The organism is Pseudomonas sp. NPDC089752 (genome assembly GCF_044748725.1).
Taxonomy (GTDB): domain Bacteria; phylum Pseudomonadota; class Gammaproteobacteria; order Pseudomonadales; family Pseudomonadaceae; genus Aquipseudomonas.
On sequence record NZ_JBIVGP010000001.1, the window covers coordinates 108,615 to 132,790 of the forward strand.

Below are 24,176 nucleotides of genomic sequence, written 5' to 3' on the forward strand. Positions count from 1 at the left end.
CTGCGCCAGAGTATTCGTCGCTTGTTTCAGCCGTGCCCAGAACAACCACAAGAAGGGACACCCATGAGTCAACTCAGCTACACCCGAGGTCGCCAGGACCACCCTTTGCTTACCGCGACCATCGGCCAGGCCTTCGATGCCACCGTGGCCCGTTTCCCCGACCGCGAAGCGCTGGTGGTGCGCCACCAGGGTGTGCGCTACACCTGGCAGCAGTTGGCCGAGCAGGTCGATACCCATGCCCGCGCCTTGATGGCCCTGGGCGTGACTACCGGCGAGCGGATCGGCATCTGGGCGCCCAACTGTGCCCAGTGGTGCATCCTGCAGTTGGCCAGTGCGCAGGTCGGCGCGATTCTGGTGAACATCAACCCGGCCTATCGGGTCAGCGAGCTGGAGTACGTGCTGCGCCAGTCCGGCTGCCGCTGGCTGGTGTGCGCCGACGCCTTCAAGACATCCGATTACCACGCGATGGTGCAGGAACTGCTGCCAGAGCTGGCGACCGCAGCGTTGGGCGAGCTCGCCAGCGAGCGCCTGCCTGAGCTGCGTGGGGTGGTCAGCCTGGCAGTCAATCCGCCTAGCGGCTTCCTGCCCTGGCAACACCTGGCCGAACGGGCAGGGCAGACCTCCGTCGAAGCCTACACCGCGCGCCAGCATAGCCTGCAGATCGACCAGCCGGTAAACATCCAGTACACCTCCGGCACCACCGGTGCGCCCAAGGGCGCCACGCTCAGCCACTACAACATCCTCAACAACGGTTTCATGGTAGGCGAGAGCCTCGGCCTGACCGAGCGCGACCGCATGGTGATCCCCGTGCCGCTGTACCACTGCTTCGGCATGGTCATGGCCAACCTCGGCTGCATCACCCACGCCAGCACCATGATCTACCCCAACGACGCCTTCGACGCCGAGCTCACCCTGCGCGCCGTCGCCGAAGAGCGCGCGAGCATTCTCTATGGGGTGCCGACCATGTTCATCGCCATGCTCGACCACCCATCACGCCCGCAGCTGGACCTCTCGACCCTGCGCAGCGGCATCATGGCCGGCGCCACTTGCCCGATCGAAGTGATGCGCCGGGTGATCGACCAGATGCACATGGCCGAGGTGCAGATTGCCTACGGCATGACCGAAACCAGCCCGGTGTCGCTGCAGACCGGCCCGGACGATGAGCTGGAACTGCGCGTGACCACGGTCGGCCGCACCCAGCCGCAGTTGGAGACCAAACTGGTGGACGTCGACGGGCGCATCGTCGCGCGCGGCGAGATCGGCGAGCTGTGCACCCGGGGTTACAGCGTGATGCTCGGCTATTGGGACAATCTGCAGGCGACGGCGGATGCCATCGACCCGTCCGGCTGGATGCATTCGGGCGATCTGGCGGTGATGGACGAGCAGGGGTATGTGCGCATTGTCGGGCGCAATAAGGACATGATCATTAGGGGCGGGGAGAACATCTACCCGCGCGAGCTGGAGGAGTTCTTCCACACGCACCCGGCGGTGGCCGAGGCGCAGGTGGTGGGGATTCCGTGCAGCAACTATGGCGAGGAGGTGGTGGCGTGGATTCGTCTGCATCCGGGGCACAGCGTAACTGCGGATGAGCTGCAGCAGTGGTGCAAGGCGAGGCTGGCGCATTTCAAGGCACCCAGGCATTTCCGCTTTGTCGATGAATTCCCGATGACGGTAACGGGGAAGGTGCAAAAGTTTCGCATGCGTGAAGTCAGTGCGGCAGAGCTCTCGGTGCGATAAGGCGCTGCTCCGGTGTTCTGGTCCAGGCCTGAACACCGGAGCACTTCTCTGATTTGGCTACAACAGATTCACCAGGTCACTGATGTCGCTGGCGCCCTCCAGTTCGCTGATAGATAAATCGACGTCGAACGCTTCTTTCAGGTAGGCAGGGAGTTTGCTGGCGTTACCGACGATCTCCTTGATGAGCGTGGAGTCCTCGAGGTCTTCCACTTTTTTTCCATACTTTTTGGCGAGCAATGCCTTGACTTCAGCTGTTGTGGCCATGGTGTGATCCTCGTTTTCTGGTCAGTTGTCGTGTGGTTTACAGGGGTAAGCAGCTAGCAGAACGGGCGTGTTCGTAATCACCTCTCATCAAGTCTTCAAGGTAGGGGGCAAGTGTCGACCACCATCACGCCGGGACGCAGTGCCCGCTAAAAGCTGGGCGCTGCGCCGACGTTGAGGGCAAGGTCAGGGCTTGGTTATCACTTCGATGTCCGCCATAGCGTGGAAGTAGATAATGCTCTCCGAGGTACTGGTTGCTGAGTTGCGTTTAAACAGGCTAACCGTGAAGTGCTCGGGCGTTAGCAACTCACCAGTGAAATAATCCCCGTTCTTTTTGGAGACCCGGACATACGAACCCTTCAGCTTCTTCGCAAGGGTCCTCAATTCTTCCACCGACTTCACGCTTTCGTTGGTAGCCGCCTCGACATTGGGGGCTGTTTCTGTTTCTGTTTCTGTTTCTGTTTCTGTTTCTGTTTCTGTTTCTGTTTCTGTTTCTGTTTCTGTTTCTGTTTCTGTTTCTGTTTCTGTTTCTGCTCCTGTTTCTGCTCCTGCTCCTGCTTCTGCTTCTGCTTCTGCTCCTGCTTCTGCCTCTGCTTCTGCCTCTGCTTCTGCCTTAGTGGCTTGCTCGGCATCTGCGGCTTTGGCAACTTCGGGTGCTTTAACCTTTGCAAGCAGCTGCTTGACCTGCGTCGTGAAATCCTTCCCGCCATCCATTGCGCTGTAGCTGATCTCGACCACGATATCGGTGACCAGGCACTTGCCATCAGCATCGAATAGCGGAGCGTTCTGCTGGAAGTCAGGTTGGTCGGCATTCGGGAACGACAGCACCCAGCTCGAGATCGCGCCTGTGCCCTCGAACGGTTGATAGCGAGTTTCATCCTTGGGTGAGGGTTGCAGGTCGAAGTTGCGGGTGATTTCCTTGGCCGACCAGATGGACACTTGCTGGTTCGGTCGCAGGTCGCGCAGCAGGCTCTGCTCGCTGCCTTCTTTGGTTGAATAGAGCCGCTTTGCGCCAGCCTCGTCATTGCTGAGCAGGACATTGTTCGTGGTTTGGGTCAGCATGGCTGCCACAGGTCCGGACAAGGACTTGGTACCGTTCTTGAACGTCAGCACGATTCGTTCGATCCGGCGCAGGTAGTGGCCCGGATACTGTTCGTCGAAATGCCGGGACATCAGTTCGAAGGGAACTTTGCCTGCCTTCAGGTGCTCTTGCAACTTGTCGCTGGTCCAGCCCATCACTTTGCACACCGACAAGTCCAGGCGGATATCCAGCGGCCGTTCGTTGTTGGTGATCGCCGCAACATCCATCTGCATCAAATCGCGTTCCAGCGCCTCCCCGGCGAGCATGCCGCGCCAGTTGTCGAGCCAGCCATCAGTGCGGATCCAGGTGCTGCGGAAATCGCCTAGCTCGTATTGCAGGCAGGCCTCGGCCATCAGGCACAGCGACAGGGTAGCGTCGTAGGCGGTGCTGTAAATGTCCGCCAGCCGCCCGATCAGCCAGAGGTAGGTCGGGTGGCTGGCAAATACCGTGGTCATGACCTGGAACTCTGCACGGTGGGCCGCAATCGTCGCTCGGGCCTCTTCAACAGCAATGTGCGCGGCACGAATATGGATGTCCTGCTCAAGCAACTGCTGGTCGATGACCCGTAGTTCCAACCTTGCTTGATCAGCTTGGAATTGCCATTCCTGGCTGCGCAGTTGATAGCCAGCTTGTCGGTGCAATTCGTTACTGGTGGTCTCAAGTATCTTGCCGAATATTTCGGTGCCCGTTGCCAAGGCTAGCACCGCACTCGCAGGCTCGGAACCACCGAAGGCCAGGCCAAAGATCTTGGGGATTCCATCCGTCACCCCGGCGGCAGCCTGGAAGGGTATGGACATCGCGTACTGTGCTCGTGACGCATAACCGATACCGATAGCGGCTTCTTCCAGAGGGGTGATGCCGACCTCCACGAGGCCTTCGTAATAGCCCAGGCGTTGCTCAACCATTCGTTTGCTGGCCAGCAAGGTATCCCGCCCGCGCTTTGCCGACTCCAGTGCCTGCGCCTGCAGGCGGCAGGGGAACTCGAGCAGGTTGATGATATTGGTCTTGCTCAGCAATGCCAGTTTCTGCGCGCCCTCGCTTTCGTAAAAGCGCAGCTGGGTCTGCCCCAGCTCGATCAATTGCAGCACCGCCGCATCGGCGCTTTTGCGCACTTCTTCGTACCGGCAGGGAGGTACCGGGCGTGCAACCTTGATGCCGCCACCCACCTCGTGGCTGGGGCCGCCATAACCCAGGGCCAGCTGGTTGTAGGCACTTGGTTCAAGCAGCACGCTCGCAGGCTTGCCATCGAGGGTCAGGCCGTGACGAAGGTTGAACAGCCGGTTGCGCAGCAGGTCGCGCAACTCGGTCAGCTTGTTGTTGAGCGGTGGCACGAAGTCTGTCGAGCGGGCAGCGGCCAGTGCAAGTGCGTCTTTGGGCGCGGTAGAGAACTGCTCGGGTAGTGGGCCGATCAGGCGCAGCGCCTTGTCATAGCAAATGGCGGCTTCCACCAGCGTGTCGCGGGTAAGCTGGCGGTACAGGTCGTCACCCTGGCGCTTCCAGCTCTCGGCCACGAACAGGTGCAAAGCCTTGCGATAGCGCTGGGGGGCGGCGTAAGCCAGCAGGTCGGGGTCGTTCTCCGCCTGGCTGGCAGCCAAGGCAGTCGGGCCGCTGATCGGTTGGGTCATCCAGTAGGGCGGAGCATGATCGCCCGCAGGTGCCCATGTGCGATAGGGGTCGAACAAGTGACGAGTACACCAGCGCCAGGCTTCGCGGTACTCGCGGTTCTCACGCAATTGCCAGGCCACCAGGAACGGCACGTGGAAGAACAGCTCCCAGAAATAAAGGCCATTGGCGCTGTTGAAGTCGACAGTAGTGCGATTGTCCGCTGAGGCGAGTGCGGGCTCGGGCAAACACTGAGCTTCCCACGAAAGTGCGCGTTCTACCGACTGAGTTGCCAGTGCTACCAGTTGTTTGCCAAACAGGGTATTGAGGCGCAGGTTCGGAACCATCGTGTCGGCCAACTTCATGTTGGCTTCGGTAAAATCGATATACAGTGCCTGCTCTTTGTTTCGCCTGATCTGGACGCTGGGTACCGCGTCGTCTGGGTGCTCTTTCCACTCAAAAGGTTGAGAGGCAGAGCCGATCTCTTGGTTTTTGTCGTCATACACCCTTAAGGTGAATGTGTAACGAGTGAGATCATGGGGCAACGGGCACCGGAAGACTACACGTCCATCGCCCTTGGCAGAGAGTGTGTCTTCGAGCTGCATGGTGTGTGTGGGGTCAAGGTACAGAAGTATCTTTCTGCAGGCTTCGGGGTGCAGGTGGCGTAGACGAACAGCTGACTCCAGCGAGAGGTCAGCAGGCAGCTCGACACCATTGTTCTTCAATGTTTCAACTTCTTGCTGAACAAGGGCAGTCACAGCATCGGCGCGGTTCAAGGTGCACGCTTTATTGATTGCATTTTCCAGGGTGATCGAAGTGTCTGGGTCCCCAGCGTCGGGGAGTTCAAGGAGCTGATTGAGCGACCGTTCTGTAATGTGCCGATTTTTAAGAAGAAGCCGTTTGAAGGTGCTGAATGTTTCTTCGGGTGTGATGGCAAAGGATCTAAGCGTATCGAGCTTGAGAGCGCTAAGGAGATTATTGTCTGAGGCAGATAAAGTCCACGTAGCAGTGTTGGCTGTTGGGCTTTCTATATTGAGGGTGACAGGGAGATCGCTGGCATGAGAGATAGGGCGCAGCGGTAGCTTGGTTTCCTTACGGCGCTCCCCAAAGTCGGCAATGAAGTAATCGATGAGTTCAAGGATTTCCTTAAGCGTGTAGTCGTCGTAAGAATGCCAGTGTACGGTGTATGTTTTGGTCTCTCCTGGCGCTAAATTGCTTACTCTGAGTTGATTATTGCCAGGGGTGCTGATAGTCTCGATGTTTTTTATGTCCTGGCTAATAGATTTTATCTTAAAATTAGTTTTGTATTCATAGATTATGGAGAGCCCTGGTTCTGTGGTTTTCTTCTGGTAGCTCGCCATAACCTCCAGGATGGGGCCGTATGCAGGGTGTGTTAAGATGATTTTTTGTTCACTGTTTTTAAACTTGACTTCAAGCCCGGAGTTGACAATGATTTCCATTTCTTGAGATTTTGCATGCGGCTGCGGATCAAACTGGAAGCTCGGGGTCTGCGGTGCTTCATACACTTCAAGCTGATCGCTAGAAAGCCCTTTCCATACGGGTGTTAGTTCCCCTGCTTTTTCGAACGTCATTAACGGACCGACGTAGGGGTGCTGAACAACACGAGGGTCGCGGAAAAAACGCAGCCAGTTGGAGACCAGACTTTTTTCGATAGTCATGCCGGATTCTGATGTTGCATCCAGTGTTCTATGTTCCAGCAACAGCAGGTCTTTGCTGATGATGAAGTATTTGTTGTCTTCTTTCCACTTCTCGATGTCATTGGGGGAAGGCGTGTCAGCAGACGCATTGTCAAACAGGAGCACTGTCAACCATGGGTCGTTGACCCGATTACCCATGTTATTGACCATTACGGCTAAGCCTGGCTTGTAGTCTTTAGTCTTTAAAAAAGCATTGCCAGCAGTCGAACCCTGTACCGGCTCTGCCAATTCTTTTTGGGTATTGAAGTTGCCATTTTTATCGTGCCCATCCAGCCGTAGCAATTCATTTGGCGGGCTCCAGGCCCCATCGGTTTGCTGATAGGTGAAACACACCCGCAACGGGTAATACTGGCTGGGTTTGTTGTCGGGCCCCATGGCGATGGAAGTGGCTTCCCACTCCACCCAGACGACATAGCGCCGCCCGGCGACGATGACCGGGCGGATCAGCTCGATATGCGTACGCTCGTCTTGTTTAAGCAGCGAGTCTTCAGTTTTTTTCGCCGCTTCGGCGTGCGACTTCTTCTTCTTATCTTCGGCGGCCTTCTCAGCCTCGGGAACTTCTTTGGGCGCGATGTATTGCAAGGGCGCTGCTGTTGCCAATGGCGTCAGCGCCACGGCGCCGCTGATCGGCAGCGCAATTTTCTCCCATTCCCCCCACGCCAACATACTCGGGGCACCGACCCCGTCACGTTGGCGCATGTCCAAAGTGCGCCAGTAGTATTCGACGGGCTCGACGTTGGTCTTGCCTATGAAGTGATAGGTATCTTCAAGCGGTGAGGTGCCATCGGCGTACGCTGAAATCGGTTGTATATTGCTGAGCGTCTCGAACGTGCTCAGGTAACCCACCATGGCGGTCTGGATGTCCTGCGGTTGGCACTTGCCTTGTGCGATCAGGTTTTCAAGCTCTTTGAATGCCGTGGTCTTGCGCGTGCGGCGGGTCGGGTCGATGAAGTTCTGCGGCTCGTTGCGCACCTGCTGGCGCAACTTCCAGTTCTCGTAACGGCTGGCAAAGTTTTCCCACTCGTCACGTTCGGCTTCATCAAACAGCGTGCTGCGGTAGCCGTTTTCCTGGCGCGCATATACCTGGTGCAGGTAACGCTGCAAGCTGGCAATGGCAGCGGCTACCCGGGTGGTACGCGGCTCATGGGAGACTTGCAGGTCTATCAGCAGGTAGTCGGCCAGCGCTTGTGGCTTGGTGATCCAACTGCGCTGGGTGTTTGCTGGTACCCAGCTGGCAAGCATCCAGTTAACCAGTGCGTCACGCCAGGCCACACTCAATTGCTCGTCCAATACCTTGCGCTGCTTGGCTGTACAACTTTGCCGCAGTGCCGTGGCGGCTTGCTGGAACGGCATGTGGTTGCTTGCTGACGGCAGTGCACCGAGCTCGACCAAGGTATCCACCGACAGCCGCTGTTGCTGCGACAGGTCCAGCAGCCGCAGCAACCGGTCAATTTCTCCCAGCGTGGTGGGAGGCGTCAGCGAGGTAAGGCGTGCCAGACTGCCTTGAGGCTTGCCAAGCAAGGTTTCCAGTGCGGTCCAGGCCGTGGTAATCCGCTTTCCGGTCATTGGGCCGTGCTTGGAGGTATCTACGTCAGCCAGGTAACCCGTAACATGGCTTTCTATGTTGCCCTCCGGCAGCCTGGCAATAAGCGCCTTGTAGCGGGTGAGTAGATAGGCAGTCGTGAGGTCAAGGCCGCGCAGCACCGCCCCGGTTTCATCAAGCAAGCCAAACCACGCGGGTTTTTCCACCAGCTGTTTAAGCGTCCCGGCACTGAGCCCGAGCAGCTTCACGAACGTGCTGTATTGATCAAGCAGGGACCAATCTTTGATATCTTTTTCAGTGAAACAGGCGAGCGGGGGCAGTTTTTTCTCAGCGTGCTTGCGCTGGATGGCGCATACGTTGGCGCGAAACTTCACTGTGTCGAGGCCAGCCCAGCGCAACAATGGCTGCACCAGCGCCACGTCTTCGAGCTGCAGTGCCTGTTTCAGCGCCGTATGCAGCGTGCTCTCCTCACCTGCCGGGTCAAGGGCGGGGGCATCGCAGATGCTATGCCAACCTCGCCGAGCTGGGGTGAATTCGGACTGCAGCGACAAGTAGAGTTGATTGACACCCCATGTTTGCTGCTGCATCCATTGTATAGCGCCCATCATGCCTACGATCACATCGACGATATCCGCCTGCGCCGCGTCGGTGCCAAGGCTAGGCGTGCCTGCCAACTGGGTTTTGTAGGCCGGGTCTTTCTGTGCGAGTAGCGCAAGGGCCATCATTCCGTCCCGGGGGCTCATGCCGAACAATCGGGGCAGGGCAGCCAACCGGTAGCAAGCCGACACCACTTTGATGGAGCGCGTGGGTTGCGCCAGGCCCTGGGCTTTGACCACCCACTCCAGTATCGCGCGCAGCACCGGTTCGTCCACCTTGAGGGCCAGGCACAACTGCTTGACGGTGAGCGCGTCGGCACCGCTGGTGGCTGTGGGGTCGAATGCACTGTTGTCGAGCCGGAAAACAGGTGCCGCAGGGGCATCTTCGTCGGTGTTTTTGGGGGCGAACAGCTGGTCGTAGAAGGGTTTTTCGCCGTCGGCGCCGTAGGGCAGGATCTCACAGATGAACGCTGCGAATTGATGGGCGCTCACAGCGTATTTTTCGTGCAAGTGGCGGAACAGGCCGAGTGCGCGCAAGGTGTGAGCAGTGATGGTATGGTCTTCGCCTAGTTTCTCGGCCCGGATCGCTGCCATGACTACTGCGTCGGCCTCGGCGGGCTTGAGGTCCAGCGCCCGCTGTATGTACAGGATGTGCTGCAGGCGAACGAGGTGATCATCGGTGACGCCGTTGATCTGTACGGTGCTGTCCGCCACGTTTGGCTGGGTGAGGAAAAGTGGCGCTTTGCCATTATTGATGTACCCTGCGCCGTAACGCTCGCTTGAGCCGGCATGGAATTCCGCAGCTGAGACATGCTGGCTCAGGGTCACCGAGCTGTTGCCGTTGCCAATAGCGCGTACGGCCAACAGCCGACGCAACGCCTTGCGTGTCAGCCCCAGGGCTTTGCTCACCGCTTGGGTGGTGGTCAGGCCGTTCAAAGGCGAGTGGGCAGTGCTCGCGTCAAGCAACCGTGCCTGCAGCTCGGGTGCGAAGCCGCTGCTCAAGGTGGTGGCCGCACGCTGCGTGGGTCGGGTCAGTTTGTCGCAGATGAATGTGGGGTGGTCGATGTCGCTGGTGCGTAGCACATCCCAGAGTGGTAGTTGCTTGAGTGCCAGGGTGGCCTTGACCGACTCCCAGGTATGCTGGAACGGTACACTGCCCTGGTGTACGACACTGGCCACGGCTTGTTCCAGCGTCTGGTTGGCTGCAAGCACCTCGCGCGCGCGACTTTCCAGAAGGCCAAGCACCAGGCGCAAGGTGGGCAGCGCTTTTTTCGCGGCCTTCTCGTCGAGCTTGAGCTGCAACAGGTCGGGGCGCCGTTGGAACAAGGTGACCGGGGCGGCGACATCGGCGCGAACTTCCAGTGCCTCGATCATTTCCTTCAGGTAGACCAGGTACGCCATCTGGCTGGTGTTGGCCTGTGGAGCGCCGAGTGCGCAGCGGATGCTGGCATCCGGGAACAGGCCCATGTAGGTGGCTGCATCCTTGCGGGTGGCTGGGACTGGCGAGAGGTCGTTCATGCTAAGACTTCCTTGCTCATGAGCGTTGAGGAAGCTATTGGTATGCCGCATCGAACATCGGCGTGGATGCGATAACACTACTTCGGCAAAGGCATCGCCGCACCTGGCAAAAATATCAGGTGGTGGGAATCAGGAAGGGGTGATGGCGGGGGGATGTTTCGGATGAGATACGTCAGTATCGAACGCTTTACTAAAGCTAAATCCTAGGAGAAGCAGGCCTGTCTTCAGGCCTGTTCTGTAGGGGTTGATGGCATGAGGTTCATGAATTTTCGTGCTCTTTTATATAGGCAATTATATTTCCTACGGTTGTAAATTTCTCTGCTTCATCAGCAGGGATGGAAATGGAAAATGCTTCTTCAAACTTCAGAACCAGCTCTACGCAATCCAGTGAGTCAGCTACTACAACCGACGAGCACTACTGGCAGTATTACCAGTAGCCTCGTCTATCCTTAAGCCTTCACCGGTGGCTCCTGACTCGGCGGATCACCCACCGTCGGCGGCATGGTCGGCTTGATCGGCAGCTCGTCCGGCTCTTCTTCCGGCACCGGCGGCGGCAAGCTCGGGTCGTCGATATTCGGGTCGGGTGTTTCCGGTGGAATGGGAATGTTCATGGCCTGACCTCGCGGGGTGTAAATGAGAGGGTGGTGCAGGCTTTGATACGTGGCTGCGCCGTTTGCTCACTTTTTTTGAACCCCCTGCGTGGACGATGGCTCTGAACCCTTACCGCCAATGCCAACAGGGAGCCAGACCGATGTCGCGTAACGAGCCCTTCGAAAGCGTACCGATGGCGAACGACCACCCGGACCAGGCAATCAGCCTGTCCCAGGCGCTCTTGGCGCCACGTATCGTCATCGAGGACAGCAGCCCCGTGCTGGACGCTGGCACTTTCGCCGCCAAGGCCATCAGCGGCCAGCCGGTGGCGGTCAGCAGCAAGGTCTACAGCGACGGCCACGACCGCTTGGCGGTGATGCTCAACTGGCGTCAGGCCAACAGTCGGCGCTGGCACTGCGTGCCGATGCACTCGCCGGGCAATGATCTGTGGCTTGCCGAATTCACCCCCACCGAGCTGGGCTTGCACCTGTTCAGTATCGAGGCGTGGATCGACCCGTTCGCCACCTATTGCTACGACCTGGAGAAGAAGTACCACGCTGGGGTCGATATCAAGCTCGAGCTGGAGGAGGGCCGCCTGTTGCTGGGCAAGGGCGCCGAGCGCAGCGAGGGCGCGTTGCGCGAGCAGATCGAGGCGCTGCAGGCTCAGTTGCCGCAACTGCCCCAGGATGATCAGGTGGCGCTGCTATTGGGCACCGAAGCCACGCGGCTGATGACCGAAGCCGAGCATCGCAGCTACCTCACCCGCAGCAGCGAATTCCCCCTCGACGTCGACCGCCCGGCCGCGCAGTTCGCCAGCTGGTACGAGCTGTTCCCACGTTCGATCACCGACAGCCCCGAGCGCCATGGCACGTTCAACGACGTGCACGAGCGCCTGCCGATGATTCGCGACATGGGCTTCGACGTGTTGTACTTCCCGCCCATTCACCCGATCGGCAAGCAGTTTCGCAAGGGCCGCAACAATGCCTTGCAGGCCGAGCCGGGAGACCCTGGCAGCCCCTACGCCATCGGCAGCCCCGAAGGCGGGCATGACGCCATTCATCCTCAGCTGGGCACCCGCGAAGACTTCCGCCGCCTGGTTGCAGCCGCCGCCGAGCATGGCCTGGAAATCGCCCTGGACTTCGCCATCCAGTGCTCCCAGGACCACCCCTGGCTGAAGGAGCATCCCGGCTGGTTCAGCTGGCGCCCCGATGGCACCATCCGCTATGCGGAAAACCCGCCGAAAAAATATCAGGACATCGTCAACGTCGATTTCTATGCCGCCGAGGCCGTGCCGTCGTTGTGGTTGGCTCTGCGTGATGTGGTGGTGGGTTGGGTCGAGGAGGGCGTGAAAACCTTCCGCGTCGACAACCCGCACACCAAGCCGCTGCCGTTCTGGCAATGGCTGATCGCCAATGTGCGCAGTCAGTACCCCGAGGTGATCTTTCTCGCCGAGGCGTTCACCAAACCCGCGATGATGGCGCGCCTGGGCAAGGTCGGTTATGCGCAGAGCTATACCTACTTCACCTGGCGCAACACCAAGAAAGAGCTGCGCGAGTACTTCGAAGAACTCAACCAGCCGCCGTGGAGCCAGTGCTACCGGCCCAACTTCTTCGTCAACACGCCGGACATCAACCCGTTCTTCCTGCACACCTCGGGCCGTGCCGGCTTTCTCATCCGCGCCGCGCTGGCGACCATGGGTTCGGGGCTGTGGGGCATGTATTCGGGCTTCGAGCTGTGCGAGGGCACGCCGTTGCCGGGCAAGGAGGAGTACCTGGACTCGGAGAAGTACGAGATCCGCCCGCGCGACTTCACCCAACCCGGCAACATCATTGCCGAGATCGCTCAGCTCAACCGCATCCGCCGGCAGAACCGTGCCTTGCAGACGCACCTGGGCGTGGCGTTTTTCAACTGCTGGAACGACAACATCCTGTATTTCGCCAAGCGTACGCCCGAGCGTGACAACTACATTCTGGTGGCGATCAGCCTCGATCCGCATAACGCCCAGGAGGCGAGTTTCGAGCTGCCGTTGTGGGAGCTGGGGCTGGACGACGACGCCGACACTCTGGGTGAAGACCTGATGAATGGCCACCGCTGGACTTGGCATGGCAAGACCCAGTGGATGCGTATCGAGCCGTGGCATCACCCGTTCGGTATCTGGCGCATAGAGAAAGCCCGCTAGCGCGGCACACAACTTTCCCTGTGGGAGCGGGCTTGTCCCGCGAAACAGGCACTGCGGTGTCTGGCACGGGCTTCGCCCGTGTTCGCGGGGCGAGCCCGCTCCCACAGGGAATGGTGGGTAAGCCCAGGAAAGATCTGAAAGGAGTCGCACATGGCCAAGCGTTCCCGCCCGGCAGCCTTCATCGACGACCCGCTGTGGTACAAGGACGCGGTGATCTACCAGCTGCACATCAAGTCGTTCTTCGATGCCAACAACGACGGCATCGGCGATTTCGTCGGCCTGATCAGCAAGCTCGACTACATCGCCGAATTGGGCGTCAACACCCTGTGGCTGCTGCCTTTCTATCCTTCGCCGCGCCGCGACGATGGTTACGACATCGCCGAATACAAAGCCGTGCACCCCGATTACGGCAGCATGGCCGACGCCCGGCGCTTCATCACCGAAGCGCACAAGCGCGGTTTGCGGGTGATCACTGAGCTGGTCATCAACCACACCTCCGACCAGCACCCGTGGTTCCAGCGCGCCCGCCTGGCCAAGCGCGGCAGCAAGGCACGCGATTTCTACGTGTGGTCGGATGACGACCAGAAGTACGACGGCACGCGGATCATTTTCCTCGACACCGAGAAGTCCAACTGGACCTGGGACCCGGTCGCCGGCCAGTACTTCTGGCACCGCTTCTACTCGCACCAGCCGGACCTCAACTTCGACAACCCGCAGGTGCTCAAGGCGGTGATCGGGGTGATGCGCTTCTGGCTCGATCTGGGCGTCGACGGCTTGCGCCTGGACGCCATCCCGTACCTGATCGAACGCGACGGCAGCAACAACGAGAACCTCCCGGAAACCCACCAGGTGCTCAAGGCGATCCGCGCCGAAATCGACGCCAACTATCCTGACCGCATGCTGCTGGCCGAGGCCAACCAGTGGCCCGAAGACACGCACCCGTATTTTGGCGAAGGCGATGGCGACGAGTGCCACATGGCCTTCCACTTCCCCCTCATGCCGCGCATGTACATGGCCCTGGCCATGGAAGACCGCTTTCCGATCACCGACATCCTGCGCCAGACCCCGGAAATCCCCGCCAACTGCCAGTGGGCGATCTTCCTGCGCAACCACGATGAACTGACCTTGGAAATGGTCACCGACCGCGAGCGCGACTACCTGTGGAACTACTACGCCGAGGACCGCCGCGCACGCATCAACCTCGGCATCCGCCGCCGCCTGGCGCCGCTGCTGCAACGCGACCGTCGGCGTATCGAGCTGCTCACCAGCCTGCTGCTGTCGATGCCGGGCACACCGACCCTGTACTACGGCGACGAGCTGGGCATGGGCGACAACATCTACCTGGGCGATCGCGACGGCGTACGCACCCCCATGCAATGGTCGCCCGACCGCAACGGCGGTTTCTCCAAGGCCGACCCGCAGCGCCTTGTACTGCCGCCGATCATGGACCCGCTGTACGGCTACCAGACCGTCAACGTCGAGGCGCAGTCGCACGACCCGCATTCGTTGCTGAACTGGAACCGCCGCCTGCTGGCAGTGCGCAACCAGCAAAAGGCCTTTGGCCGCGGCAGCATGCGCACGCTGACGCCGAGCAACCGGCGCATCCTGGCGTACATCCGCGAATACACCGATGCCAATGGCAACAATGAAGTGATCCTCTGCGTTGCCAACGTCTCCCGCGCGGCGCAGGCGGCGGAGCTGGAACTGTCGCAATACGCCGACAAAGTCCCAGTGGAAATGCTCGGCGGCAGCGCCTTCCCGCCGATCGGCCAACTGCCGTTCCTGCTGACCTTGCCGCCTTATGCCTTTTACTGGTTCCTGCTGGCGGCGCACGACCGCATGCCCAGCTGGCACGTCCAACCTACCGAGGGGTTGCCGGAATTGACTACTTTGGTGCTGCGCAAACGTATGGAAGAGCTGCTCGAAGCGCCTTCCAACCACACCCTGCAGGACGCGATCCTGCCGCAATACCTGCCCAAGCGGCGCTGGTTCGCCGGCAAGGAAGGGCCGATCGACCAGGTGCGCCTGCGCTACGGCGTGCGCTTGGCCACGGCCACCACGCCGGTGTTGCTCAGCGAAATCGAGGTGCTCGGCGATGGCCTGGCCACTCAATACCAGCTGCCATTCGGCTTCTTGCCCGAGGAACATATCACCACCGCCTTGCCGCAACAGCTGGCGCTTTCGCGGGTTCGCCGTGGCAGCCAGGTGGGCCTGATCACCGATGCCTTCGTGCTCGAGCCGTTCATTCGGGCTGTGCTGCGTGCCTGCCAGGATGGCGTCAGCTTGCCCTGTGGCAACGACCAGGGCGAGTTGCAGTTCAAGTGCACCGACCAGTTGGCCAAGCTGGGGCTGGACGACGACAGCGAAGTGCGTTACTTGAGCGCCGAGCAATCCAACAGTTCAGTGGTGATCGCTGACCGCGTGGTGCTCAAGCTGATCCGTCGAGTCAACCCCGGCATCCACCCAGAACTGGAAATGAGCGCCTACCTCACCGCCGCCGGCTTCACCAATATCTCGCCATTGCTGGCCTGGGTCAGCCGGGTGGACGAAGCCGACGCACCGCACCTGCTGATGATCGCCCAGGGCTATCTGAGCAACCAGGGCGATGCCTGGGCCTGGACCCAGAACACCCTGGAACGGGCGATCCGCGACGAGATGGAACCGGCCAGCAGCGACGGCGAAGCGCACACCGACGCGCTGGCCGAGCTCAACGGCTTTGCCGCCTTGCTCGGCCAGCGCCTGGGTGAGATGCACCTGCTGCTGGCGGCGCCCACCGAGGATGCCGCGTTCCAGCCTCGGGCCAGCGAAGGCGAGGACAGCGCGCGCTGGGCCCGCCAGATCAGCGCCGAGCTCAACCATGCCCTTGACCTGCTGGCCCAGCACCGCGACAGCCTGGACAGCGACAGCCAGGCGCTCGTCGATGACCTGCAGCAGCAACGCGAAGGCCTCACTCAGCATATCGCCAACCTCGCCCAGCAAGCTCAAGGCGGGCTGCTGATGCGTGTGCACGGCGACCTGCACCTGGGCCAGGTGCTGGTGGTGCAGGGCGATGCCTACCTCATCGATTTCGAAGGCGAACCGTCGCGCCCGCTTGACGAGCGCCGGGCCAAACACAGCCCTTACAAGGATGTCAGCGGCGTATTGCGATCCTTCGACTATGCTGCTGCGATGATCCTGCGCAGCGCCTCGGCGGTAGACCTTTCCGAGGCAGCACGGCAGGCTCGTCAGCGGGTCGCCCGGCAGTACCTGCACCAGTCGCGTCATGCCTTCGTCGAAGCCTACGGCCTGGCCACCGCCGCCATGCCCCATGCCTGGTTACAGGCCGACGGTGAACGCGCTGCTCTGGAACTGTTCTGCCTGGAAAAAGCCGCCTACGAGATTACCTATGAAGCCGAAAACCGGCCGAGTTGGCTGGCCGTGCCTTTGCATGGCCTGCATGGACTGATCAGTACCTGGGGAGAGTCGTAATGAATGCAACCACGCGTGACAACGGTGGCCTTCGGCAGCGGGAGCTCGATGCCCTTGCCCGCGCCGAGCACGCCGATCCATTTGCAGTGCTTGGCCCCCATGGCGATGGCGCAGGCGGCCAATGGGTTCGCGCCTTTCTGCCGTCTGCCTTGAATGCGCGAGTGCTGGCTCGGCACGACGGGCGTGTGCTGGCCGAAATGGAGCAGAGCAGCCTGCCCGGCCTGTTCACTGCGCACCTGAATGAAGCGCAACCGTACCTGCTGCAGATCGGCTGGGCCGGTGGTGAGCAGGTGACCGAAGATCCGTACAGCTTCGGCCCGCAACTGGGCGATATGGACCTGCACCTGTTTGCCGAAGGCAACCACCGTGACCTATCCGGGCGCTTCGGTGCGCAGCCGACCCAGGTCGACGGCGTCGACGGCGTGTGCTTCTCGGTCTGGGCGCCGAATGCACGGCGGGTCTCGGTGGTGGGCGATTTCAACAACTGGGACGGCCGTCGCCACCCGATGCGCCTGCGCCATAGCGCTGGGGTGTGGGAACTGTTCGTGCCGCGCCTGGGGGTGGGGGAAACCTACAAGTTCGAGGTGCTGGGCAAGGATGGCATTCTGCCGCTCAAGGCCGACCCGCTGGCACGCGCCACCGAGCTGCCGCCCAGCACGGCGTCCAAGGTGGCAAGCGCGTTGAGCCACGAGTGGCACGACCACGAGTGGATGGCGCATCGCGCCCAGCGCCACGCCTATAGCGCGCCGCTGTCGATCTACGAACTGCACCCAGGCTCCTGGCAGTGCGAGCTGGATGACCTGGGCGAGGTGTCACGCTTCTACAACTGGCGGGAACTGGCCGAGCGCCTGGTGCCCTATGTGCAACAGCTCAACTTCACCCACATCGAACTGCTGCCGATCATGGAGCATCCGTTCGGCGGCTCCTGGGGCTACCAGCCACTGTCGATGTTCGCGCCGACCTCGCGTTATGGCAGCCCGGAAGACTTCGCCGCGTTCATCGACGCCTGCCACCAGGGCGGTATCGGGGTGATTCTCGACTGGGTACCAGCGCATTTCCCCACCGACGAACACGGCCTGGCGCGTTTCGACGGCACGGCGCTGTATGAGTACGACAACCCTCTCGAGGGCTTCCACCAGGACTGGAACACGCTGATTTACAACCTCGGCCGCAACGAGGTGCGTGGCTTCATGATGGCGTCGGCGCTGCACTGGCTCAAGCACTTCCACATCGACGGCCTGCGCGTCGATGCGGTGGCCTCCATGCTGTACCGCGACTACTCGCGCAAGGCCGGCGAGTGGGTACCCAACCGCCACGGCGGGCGTGAGAATCTCGAAGCCATCGACTTCATCCGCCACCTCAATGGTGTCGCCGCCCATGAGGCCCCGGGCGCGCTGATCATCGCCGAAGAATCCACCGCCTGGCCAGGCGTCAGCCAGCCCACCCAGCAAGGCGGCCTGGGCTTTGCCTACAAGTGGAACATGGGCTGGATGCACGACACCTTGCACTACATCCAGAACGACCCGGTGCACCGCGCTCACCACCACAACGAAATGAGCTTCGGCCTGATCTATGCCTATTCCGAGCATTTCATCCTGCCGATCTCCCACGACGAAGTGGTGCACGGCAAGCACTCGCTGATCGACAAGATGCCCGGCGACCGTTGGCAGAAGTTTGCCAACCTGCGCGCCTACCTGACCTTCATGTGGACCCACCCAGGCAAGAAGTTGCTGTTCATGGGCTGCGAGTTCGGCCAGTGGCGTGAGTGGAACCATGACCACCAGCTGGACTGGTACCTGTTGCAGTACTCCGAGCACCAGGGCGTGCAGAAGCTGGTCAGCGATTTGAACCGGCTGTACCGCGAGCTGCCGGCATTGCACGAGCAGGACTGCCAGCCGCAGGGCTTCCAGTGGCTGATTGGCGATGATGCTCATAACAGCGTGTATGCCTGGCTGCGCTGGAGCAGCCAGGGCGAGCCATTGCTGGTGGTGGCCAACTTCACCCCGGTGCCGCGTGAGGGGTATCGGATTGGCGTACCGTTCGGCGAGCGTTGGCAGGAGCTGCTCAACAGCGATGCCGAACTCTATGCCGGGTCGAATGTGGGCAATTTGGGGGCGGTGGAAAGTGATGACATTGCCAGTCATGGGCAGCCGTTGTCGCTGGCCTTGAATCTGCCGCCGCTGGGGGTACTGGTGATGAAGCCGGCTTGATGTGTTGCCTTTTCGCGGGGCAAGCCGGGACGCCCCGCGAAAGGGCCGGCACTGATTACCACCGCATCCGCACACCCAAGCTACCGATCAGGCCATTCAGATCATTGTCATCCACATCACTGCTGTAATCGGCGCTGACGAACAATGCCACTGATGGCGTCACCCGAGCCACCAGCCCCAAGCCCAACTCCACGGTGGTCGAGTACCGCGACCCGGAAATCTTGTCGACTTGATCCAGCTTCACCTCGTCGGCATTGCTGAAGTCATACCAGACGTTGGTCCGCACATAGGGCTCGATCGGCATCCCCCGCACTTCGTACCGACCAGACAACTTGGCGCCGACCCGGCCGCTCCAGGTGGGCTGGCTGTCGAATGCCTGCAGGGTTTCTTCCTGCACCTGATTGCCGGGGAAGAACTGCTGGTTGATCAACTGCGCCTGCGGCTCGATCACCCAGCTGCCACCCAACTGAATCGGGTAGCCACCTTCCACGGAAAAGGTCATCGCATGGCCGCTGTCGTCCAGCCGCTGACCGCTCTCGCCACGGCCCAGCACGTCGATGCGCGATCCCATGGCAACGGCATCCACATGCCAACCCTGCTCATGGGTCATGCTCCAGTACACCCCCAGGCTCTCGCCGCTGAGGTTGACCGCATTGCGCTGCTTGTCGCCGAGCAGCGGACGGCTGCCGCTCAGGCTGCTTTGCAGGTTGTTATGGCCGACGAAAATCCCTGCGCGGTGCACATTGCCGTCACCGGTTTCACGCACGAACAGGTCCGGGCCGATCATCAGTTGCTGGCTAGGGGCTTCCAGCTGCTCGGGGGCCTGCGCCCCGGGCCGCGCTGTGCCTGGGAAAAATTGCATCCATGGGCTGGTCATCAGGTCAGGCGCCGCCTGGGCGTGGCGCTCTCCCATCTTGTCGCTGAAGGCCGACAGCGTGCCCAGGCTCAGACCGCTGGCACTGACCGGGTCGAGCGACAAATGCGGCATCGCCGGTTGCTGCAGGAAGAGGGGCGAAGTGGGGTCATCCTGCAATTCGAAGGCGAAGGTTTCCACCGGGGTTGCCAAAAGCATCGACGTGGAAACCGCGTAGAAAATGCGGTCGAAACGCAAGGGAATCGAGGTGCTTTTCATGGCGGATATCCTGTGTTTTTTGTTGTACAGCCCAAGAACCTGGCCTGTCGTCACGAGCTGTACGGCAATAGCAGAGGGCGACCCAAACCCGCACACCAGCTTTCGCAGGCACGCACGAAGGCGCGAGCTAGAGGCCCGGCGCGAGGTTTTCTGAGACTAGGTAACCTTTAGCTAAGGAGAGGGAATGGCTTGCGTCAAGAAAGTGTTAAGCGTGCGTGCACGGGGCAGAAACAAGGTTAACGTCTTGATGTAGGTGGAAAACCTTAGCGCTATAGCGGCGATCGCTATTTGCCATGGGTTGGCTATGCCGAATTATTGCTAAACAAAGAGCGTAGCGGAACGTGCACTGAACATCGGCGTGCAAGCTTTGCGCCCCAATATACACGGCGCAGGTAAACTTCTGCAGGAGGAACCGAATTTTCCTTCACTCTGATGTGGTAACTGCGACTTATGAAAGTTTGGAAAATATTGAATGATGCCAATCTTTCAGCACTGTCAATGCTGCCATTATGAAAGGAGTCGGAGAGATGCCGATCAAGCAAACTGGTTTATCAGAGGGGCTTACACGTTTTGCTCAAGATTTTGCACCTAAAAAGAAGCCAGCCAAGTCCGCAGCCCAGCGCGCAGCCGAGTCTGCAACCCAGTTGGCTATCCAGAATATAAAAAACGACTTCAAGACAATGAAGGTGGCTGCATTGGTATTATGGGAGTGCAGAGATCATGTTGAAGCATTTCTGGGTTGTAAACGGTTAGCGGTGGCCACCACCATGTCTCAACGTGTAGTGAAGAGAATCCTGATGTCGGGAGCCGGCGTGGGCGGAGGGATGGTAGGCTCGATAGTGCCAGTGGTGGGTACAACCGTAGGGGGTGTCGTCTGCGCAAATGCCGTGGATACCCTTGTGCCAGGGTTCGATCTGGTTCCGAATACGGAACTGGTGGAGCGAATCGAAGCGGCTTCTCGAGGCATGTTCGCAAAATATTCGACGTCGCAATATTATAGAGATGAGGCCAGGGATTTTGTAATTAACGACATAGGAAACAGAGCGATCAACGTGGTCCTGGACGTTGCAGGAGCGGGTGCGTCTCCTGTCTCTGTTCCGGTTGTATGGATCAAGAATAATGTCAAAGACTTGCGAGAGGTGAAGACAACCACAAAGCTGGCTTTGGTCACGAAGCTGAAGGTCAAGTTGTTGGAGGTCGATATAATGATTGAAAAGCTGCATGCCCGATTCGATACGGCGTTTCGTAATCATCGTGTGCACGAGCAACATTATATTTTGGGCATGCCGGTGGGGAAGGGGTGGGGCGTCAAGATTGCCCAACATCCTGATGAATGGATTCGGCAATCTGAATACGAACTCTACAAGGGCAGGGTCGAGTCGGAACTTAAGCGGCTCAATGATATCGTATTCGCTACAGAACTAAAATATGCGTTAACATAACCGATCGGTATCCACCAAGCAGCTCCAGTAAAAGCGGCCGCCACAGACGCGAGGGCTTCACCTCGCGCTCACGCTTTCGCTTTTGTGAGCTATCCTATCAAAAAGGAAGGCGTATGGCTGGAGTGTTGCAGAGCCGCATTGATGCTGACCAATCAGATCAGTGCACTCACCATCCCGAGCGATTCAGCCATGTCTTCTTCATATGCGCCTGCCTTGCATGCTGACACCCCCCGATTGACGGTTTTCTGTTCGCGCGGTTTTCCAGTGCGCGAGCTCGACTGTTTTCGCAAAGATGCCGCAGACGCCGCCGAACTGCGCATCACCCGCCATCAATACACCGCTCGTGGTCATCTTGGGCAAAGCCGTGACCCGCGCCTCGGCGAATTGAATGCACCAAATTTTCATTGGCACAGCGATCTGGCTGGCAATCACCTGCGTACCGAAAGCGTCGATGCCGGGATTGAGGTGGCGCTGGCAGACACCGCCGGACGGCCGCTGGTGGCCGTCAGTGCCACAGGGGTAGGCATGGCTTGGTGCTACCAGGCCCCTTCGCTGGCCGGTCGGTTGTTGGCAGTGATGGAAAAGGAGGCGGGTGAGCCTACGCCGCGGGTTGCCGAGCGCTATCGCTGGGCGGGCACTGGGCTGGTGGAACAGCAGCGTAATCTGGCCGGCCAATGCCTGCGGCATTACGACACAGCTGGGCTTGCCGAACTACAGAGCTGCGCGCTCACTGGCGCGGTTACCGCTCAGTCACGACGCTTGTTGGCGGGCGAATACGCCGCCGATTGGGCGGGCGACACCGAGCAGGCGTGGCTGGATGCGCTGGAACCTGAAGACTACCTGACCCTGCGAACGTTCGACGCCACGGGGACCCAGTTGACGCTGAAGGATGCGCGCGGCCACTTGCAACGTCAGGCCTATGATGTCGGCGGGCAGTTTTGCGGCAGTTGGCTGGCCCTGCAAGGCCAGGCCGAGCAGCCGATCGTCGCTTCAGTGCGTTATTGGGCGTCGGCGAACAAGGCGCGGGAGGTACATGGCAATGCCATCATCACCGACTACAGCTTTGATCCGCTGACGCAGAGGCTGACCGGCATTCGTGTGCAACGCCCGGGCACCGCAAACGCCAGTGCGCGAACCTTGCAGGACCTTCTCTACGGCTACGACCCGCTGGGTAATGTGCTGAGTGTTGCCAACGCCGCCGAAGCCACCCACTTCTGGCGCAACCAGAAAGTGCTGGCCGAGCGTAGGTTCGTCTATGACAGCCTGTATCAGTTGGTGCAGGCGACGGGGCGAGAGATGGCCAAGCGGGGCGCCCAGGGTCCTCTGCTGCCCGATGTGTTAGTGCCGTTGCCAACCGATGACAGTGCCTACACAAACTACACCCGCCGTTACAGCTATGACAGCGGCGGCAACCTGACTAGAGTGCAACACAGCGCGCCGGCCAGCAACAACAATTACACCACGCAGCTGACCGTCTCCAACCGCAGCAACCGCGCCATGCTGGCACGTGAGGGCCTGTTGCCTGAACACGTGGATGATCAGTTCGACGCGGGCGGGCATCAGTCGGAATTGCTGGCAGGTCAGGGGCTGGAGTGGAGTTCGCGCGGCGAGTTGGCGTGCGTCAGTCCTATCCAGCGGGCGTCGAGTGCCGATGATCGTGAGTGGTATCGCTATGACAGTGGTGGGAGGCGCCTGCTCAAAGCCAGCGAGCAGCAGGCTGCGGGCGTCACTCAGGTCCAGCGGGTGCTGTATCTGGAAGGGCTGGAATTGAGACATACGTGGATCGGCTCAATTGAAAAGTCCAACCTTGAGGTCATTCGTGTGGCAGCTGCGGGTGGAGCCGAAGTGCAGCTATTGCATTGGGTAAAAGATCTAGCGCCGGGCGTTGAGAATGATTGTCCCCGTTACAGCTATCACGATCTGGGCGGTAGTAGCGGGCTGGAGTTGGATGGACGCGGGCAAGTAATTTCGCTGGAAGAGTACTACCCGTACGGAGGGACTTCAGTGTGGACTGCACGAAGCCAGCACGAAGCGAACTACAAAACCGTCAGATACGCCGCCAAAGAGCGTGATCAGACAGGGCTTTATTATTATGGTGCTCGATATTATCAGCCTTGGATCGGACGATGGTTGAGCGTCGATCCTGCCGGAACCTTGGGCGGGATAAATCTTTTTTGCATGGTCAGGAATAATCCGGTGACTTTGCATGATATACATGGTTTGGATGATAGAGCTGGCTATATCTACGCCTCTATGTTGGGTGGAGATGTACTGAAACAGATCGTCGGGCAAAATCGACCGCGTCTGACCAAGAACAAGCCGTTGTACCCCGTGATTGTCGCGGATGATCAAGCGAAGACTAATCTTACGAAGATGATCGCTTCGGCACTATCCAAAGTTGAGGGTGATTTAAGTGATTTTCAACGGCGGATTGGTTTGTTGCAGGGGCAACCTGATCTCGATAAGCATGCTGCTGAACTGGCAGCGCTGAATTTAGATTTTCAATTCAGACTGGATTTTATTGATGTCCTGAGCGACATAAAAATCGAAAGTAATGAGGGAGGGATGTTTCTGTCGTCGCTCAATGCAGGCTCGAGCAAAATCTATCTAATTGGCCACGGAGGTCCTGGGATAAGCGGGTTTGCGGCCGATTCCGCTGGCGGTTTAGCAACGAGCGCAGTTCAAGTGGCCGATCAGTTAGTGAAAGGGCGGTTGCCAACAGATTTTGAAGATATAAGGGTGGCATCGTGCTTCAGTGCTGATACCCGGCCACCAGCTTCTTTCGACCCTGTGGCTACACAGGAAGCATCCATGCCAGCCCGTTACTCTGGACCCTATTTGGGTAGTGAGTGGGATAAAGACGGTTTGAGACAACCTGTCGCCAAGACGTTAGCGGAGCAATTTAATAAGATGGGTTTCGGCAAAATGGTAGTGTCGGGTTACCATGGTGCGGAGTTAACTTTTAGTGAACAGCCCAATCATGTGAATCGACTGAGTGAGGTTGGCAGTGCAACAATGCGTCGATCTTCAGTCCGCCAGAGGTTTTTCGCACGAGGTAAGGCGTAAGCGGCCACCTACTGTTGGCCGCTTTTCCCTTT

General features: G+C 59.5%; 11 protein-coding genes. 6 read left to right on the plus strand and 5 right to left on the minus strand.

The window, feature by feature from the left end; all coding sequences use genetic code 11:
* Positions 1-63 precede the first annotated feature (63 nt).
* On the plus strand, positions 64-1,737 hold the full coding sequence (locus ACIPZF_RS00425; RefSeq protein ID WP_400794191.1) for an AMP-binding protein: 1,674 nt from the start codon (positions 64-66) through the stop codon (positions 1,735-1,737).
* A gap of 57 nt (positions 1,738-1,794) precedes the next feature.
* Here ACIPZF_RS00425 and ACIPZF_RS00430 read toward each other — a convergent pair whose 3' ends face one another.
* The 4 genes from ACIPZF_RS00430 to ACIPZF_RS00445 all read right to left on the minus strand — a co-directional run bounded on the left by ACIPZF_RS00430 (position 1,795) and on the right by ACIPZF_RS00445 (position 10,667).
* A complete protein-coding gene (locus tag ACIPZF_RS00430) occupies positions 1,795-2,001 on the minus strand; it encodes a hypothetical protein (RefSeq protein ID WP_400794193.1) in 207 nt (68 codons plus the stop codon).
* A 183-nt stretch (positions 2,002-2,184) separates the two neighbouring features.
* Positions 2,185-10,056, minus strand: coding sequence for a neuraminidase-like domain-containing protein (locus ACIPZF_RS00435; RefSeq protein WP_400794195.1), 7,872 nt, complete (start codon positions 10,054-10,056; stop codon positions 2,185-2,187).
* Positions 10,057-10,315: 259 nt separating this feature from the next.
* Complete coding sequence (locus tag ACIPZF_RS00440) at positions 10,316-10,444, minus strand: phosphopantetheine-binding protein (RefSeq protein WP_400794997.1); 129 nt, start codon at positions 10,442-10,444, stop codon at positions 10,316-10,318.
* Between the two features lie 61 nt (positions 10,445-10,505).
* The gene (locus ACIPZF_RS00445) at positions 10,506-10,667 is read right to left on the minus strand and encodes a hypothetical protein (RefSeq protein WP_012273262.1); all 162 of its coding nucleotides are present in this window, start codon (positions 10,665-10,667) and stop codon (positions 10,506-10,508) included.
* A gap of 140 nt (positions 10,668-10,807) precedes the next feature.
* On the opposite strand from ACIPZF_RS00445, the gene ACIPZF_RS00450 reads away from it, so the two are divergent.
* The 3 genes from ACIPZF_RS00450 (at position 10,808) to glgB (ending at position 18,504) form a co-directional block, all read left to right on the plus strand.
* Positions 10,808-12,826 (plus strand): alpha-1,4-glucan--maltose-1-phosphate maltosyltransferase, encoded by a 2,019-nt coding sequence (locus ACIPZF_RS00450; RefSeq protein ID WP_400794197.1) that lies wholly within the window; start codon positions 10,808-10,810, stop codon positions 12,824-12,826.
* A 150-nt stretch (positions 12,827-12,976) separates the two neighbouring features.
* On the plus strand, positions 12,977-16,294 hold the full coding sequence (treS, locus tag ACIPZF_RS00455; protein WP_400794199.1) for a maltose alpha-D-glucosyltransferase: 3,318 nt from the start codon (positions 12,977-12,979) through the stop codon (positions 16,292-16,294).
* The gene (glgB, locus tag ACIPZF_RS00460; RefSeq protein WP_400794201.1) at positions 16,294-18,504 is read left to right on the plus strand and encodes a 1,4-alpha-glucan branching protein GlgB; all 2,211 of its coding nucleotides are present in this window, start codon (positions 16,294-16,296) and stop codon (positions 18,502-18,504) included. The genes treS and glgB overlap by 1 nt, the downstream gene beginning before the upstream one ends.
* A 55-nt stretch (positions 18,505-18,559) precedes the next feature.
* Here the strand turns inward: glgB and ACIPZF_RS00465 are convergent, their stop codons facing one another.
* Entirely contained in the window at positions 18,560-19,636 is a 1,077-nt protein-coding gene (locus ACIPZF_RS00465) for an autotransporter domain-containing protein (protein WP_400794203.1), read from the minus strand.
* A gap of 527 nt (positions 19,637-20,163) precedes the next feature.
* On the opposite strand from ACIPZF_RS00465, the gene ACIPZF_RS00470 reads away from it, so the two are divergent.
* Together ACIPZF_RS00470 and ACIPZF_RS00475 are read left to right on the plus strand one after the other, a co-directional pair.
* On the plus strand, positions 20,164-21,078 hold the full coding sequence (locus tag ACIPZF_RS00470; protein ID WP_400794205.1) for a hypothetical protein: 915 nt from the start codon (positions 20,164-20,166) through the stop codon (positions 21,076-21,078).
* A 141-nt stretch (positions 21,079-21,219) separates the two neighbouring features.
* A complete protein-coding gene (locus ACIPZF_RS00475; protein WP_400794207.1) occupies positions 21,220-24,144 on the plus strand; it encodes an RHS repeat-associated core domain-containing protein in 2,925 nt (974 codons plus the stop codon).
* Positions 24,145-24,176 lie beyond the last annotated feature (32 nt).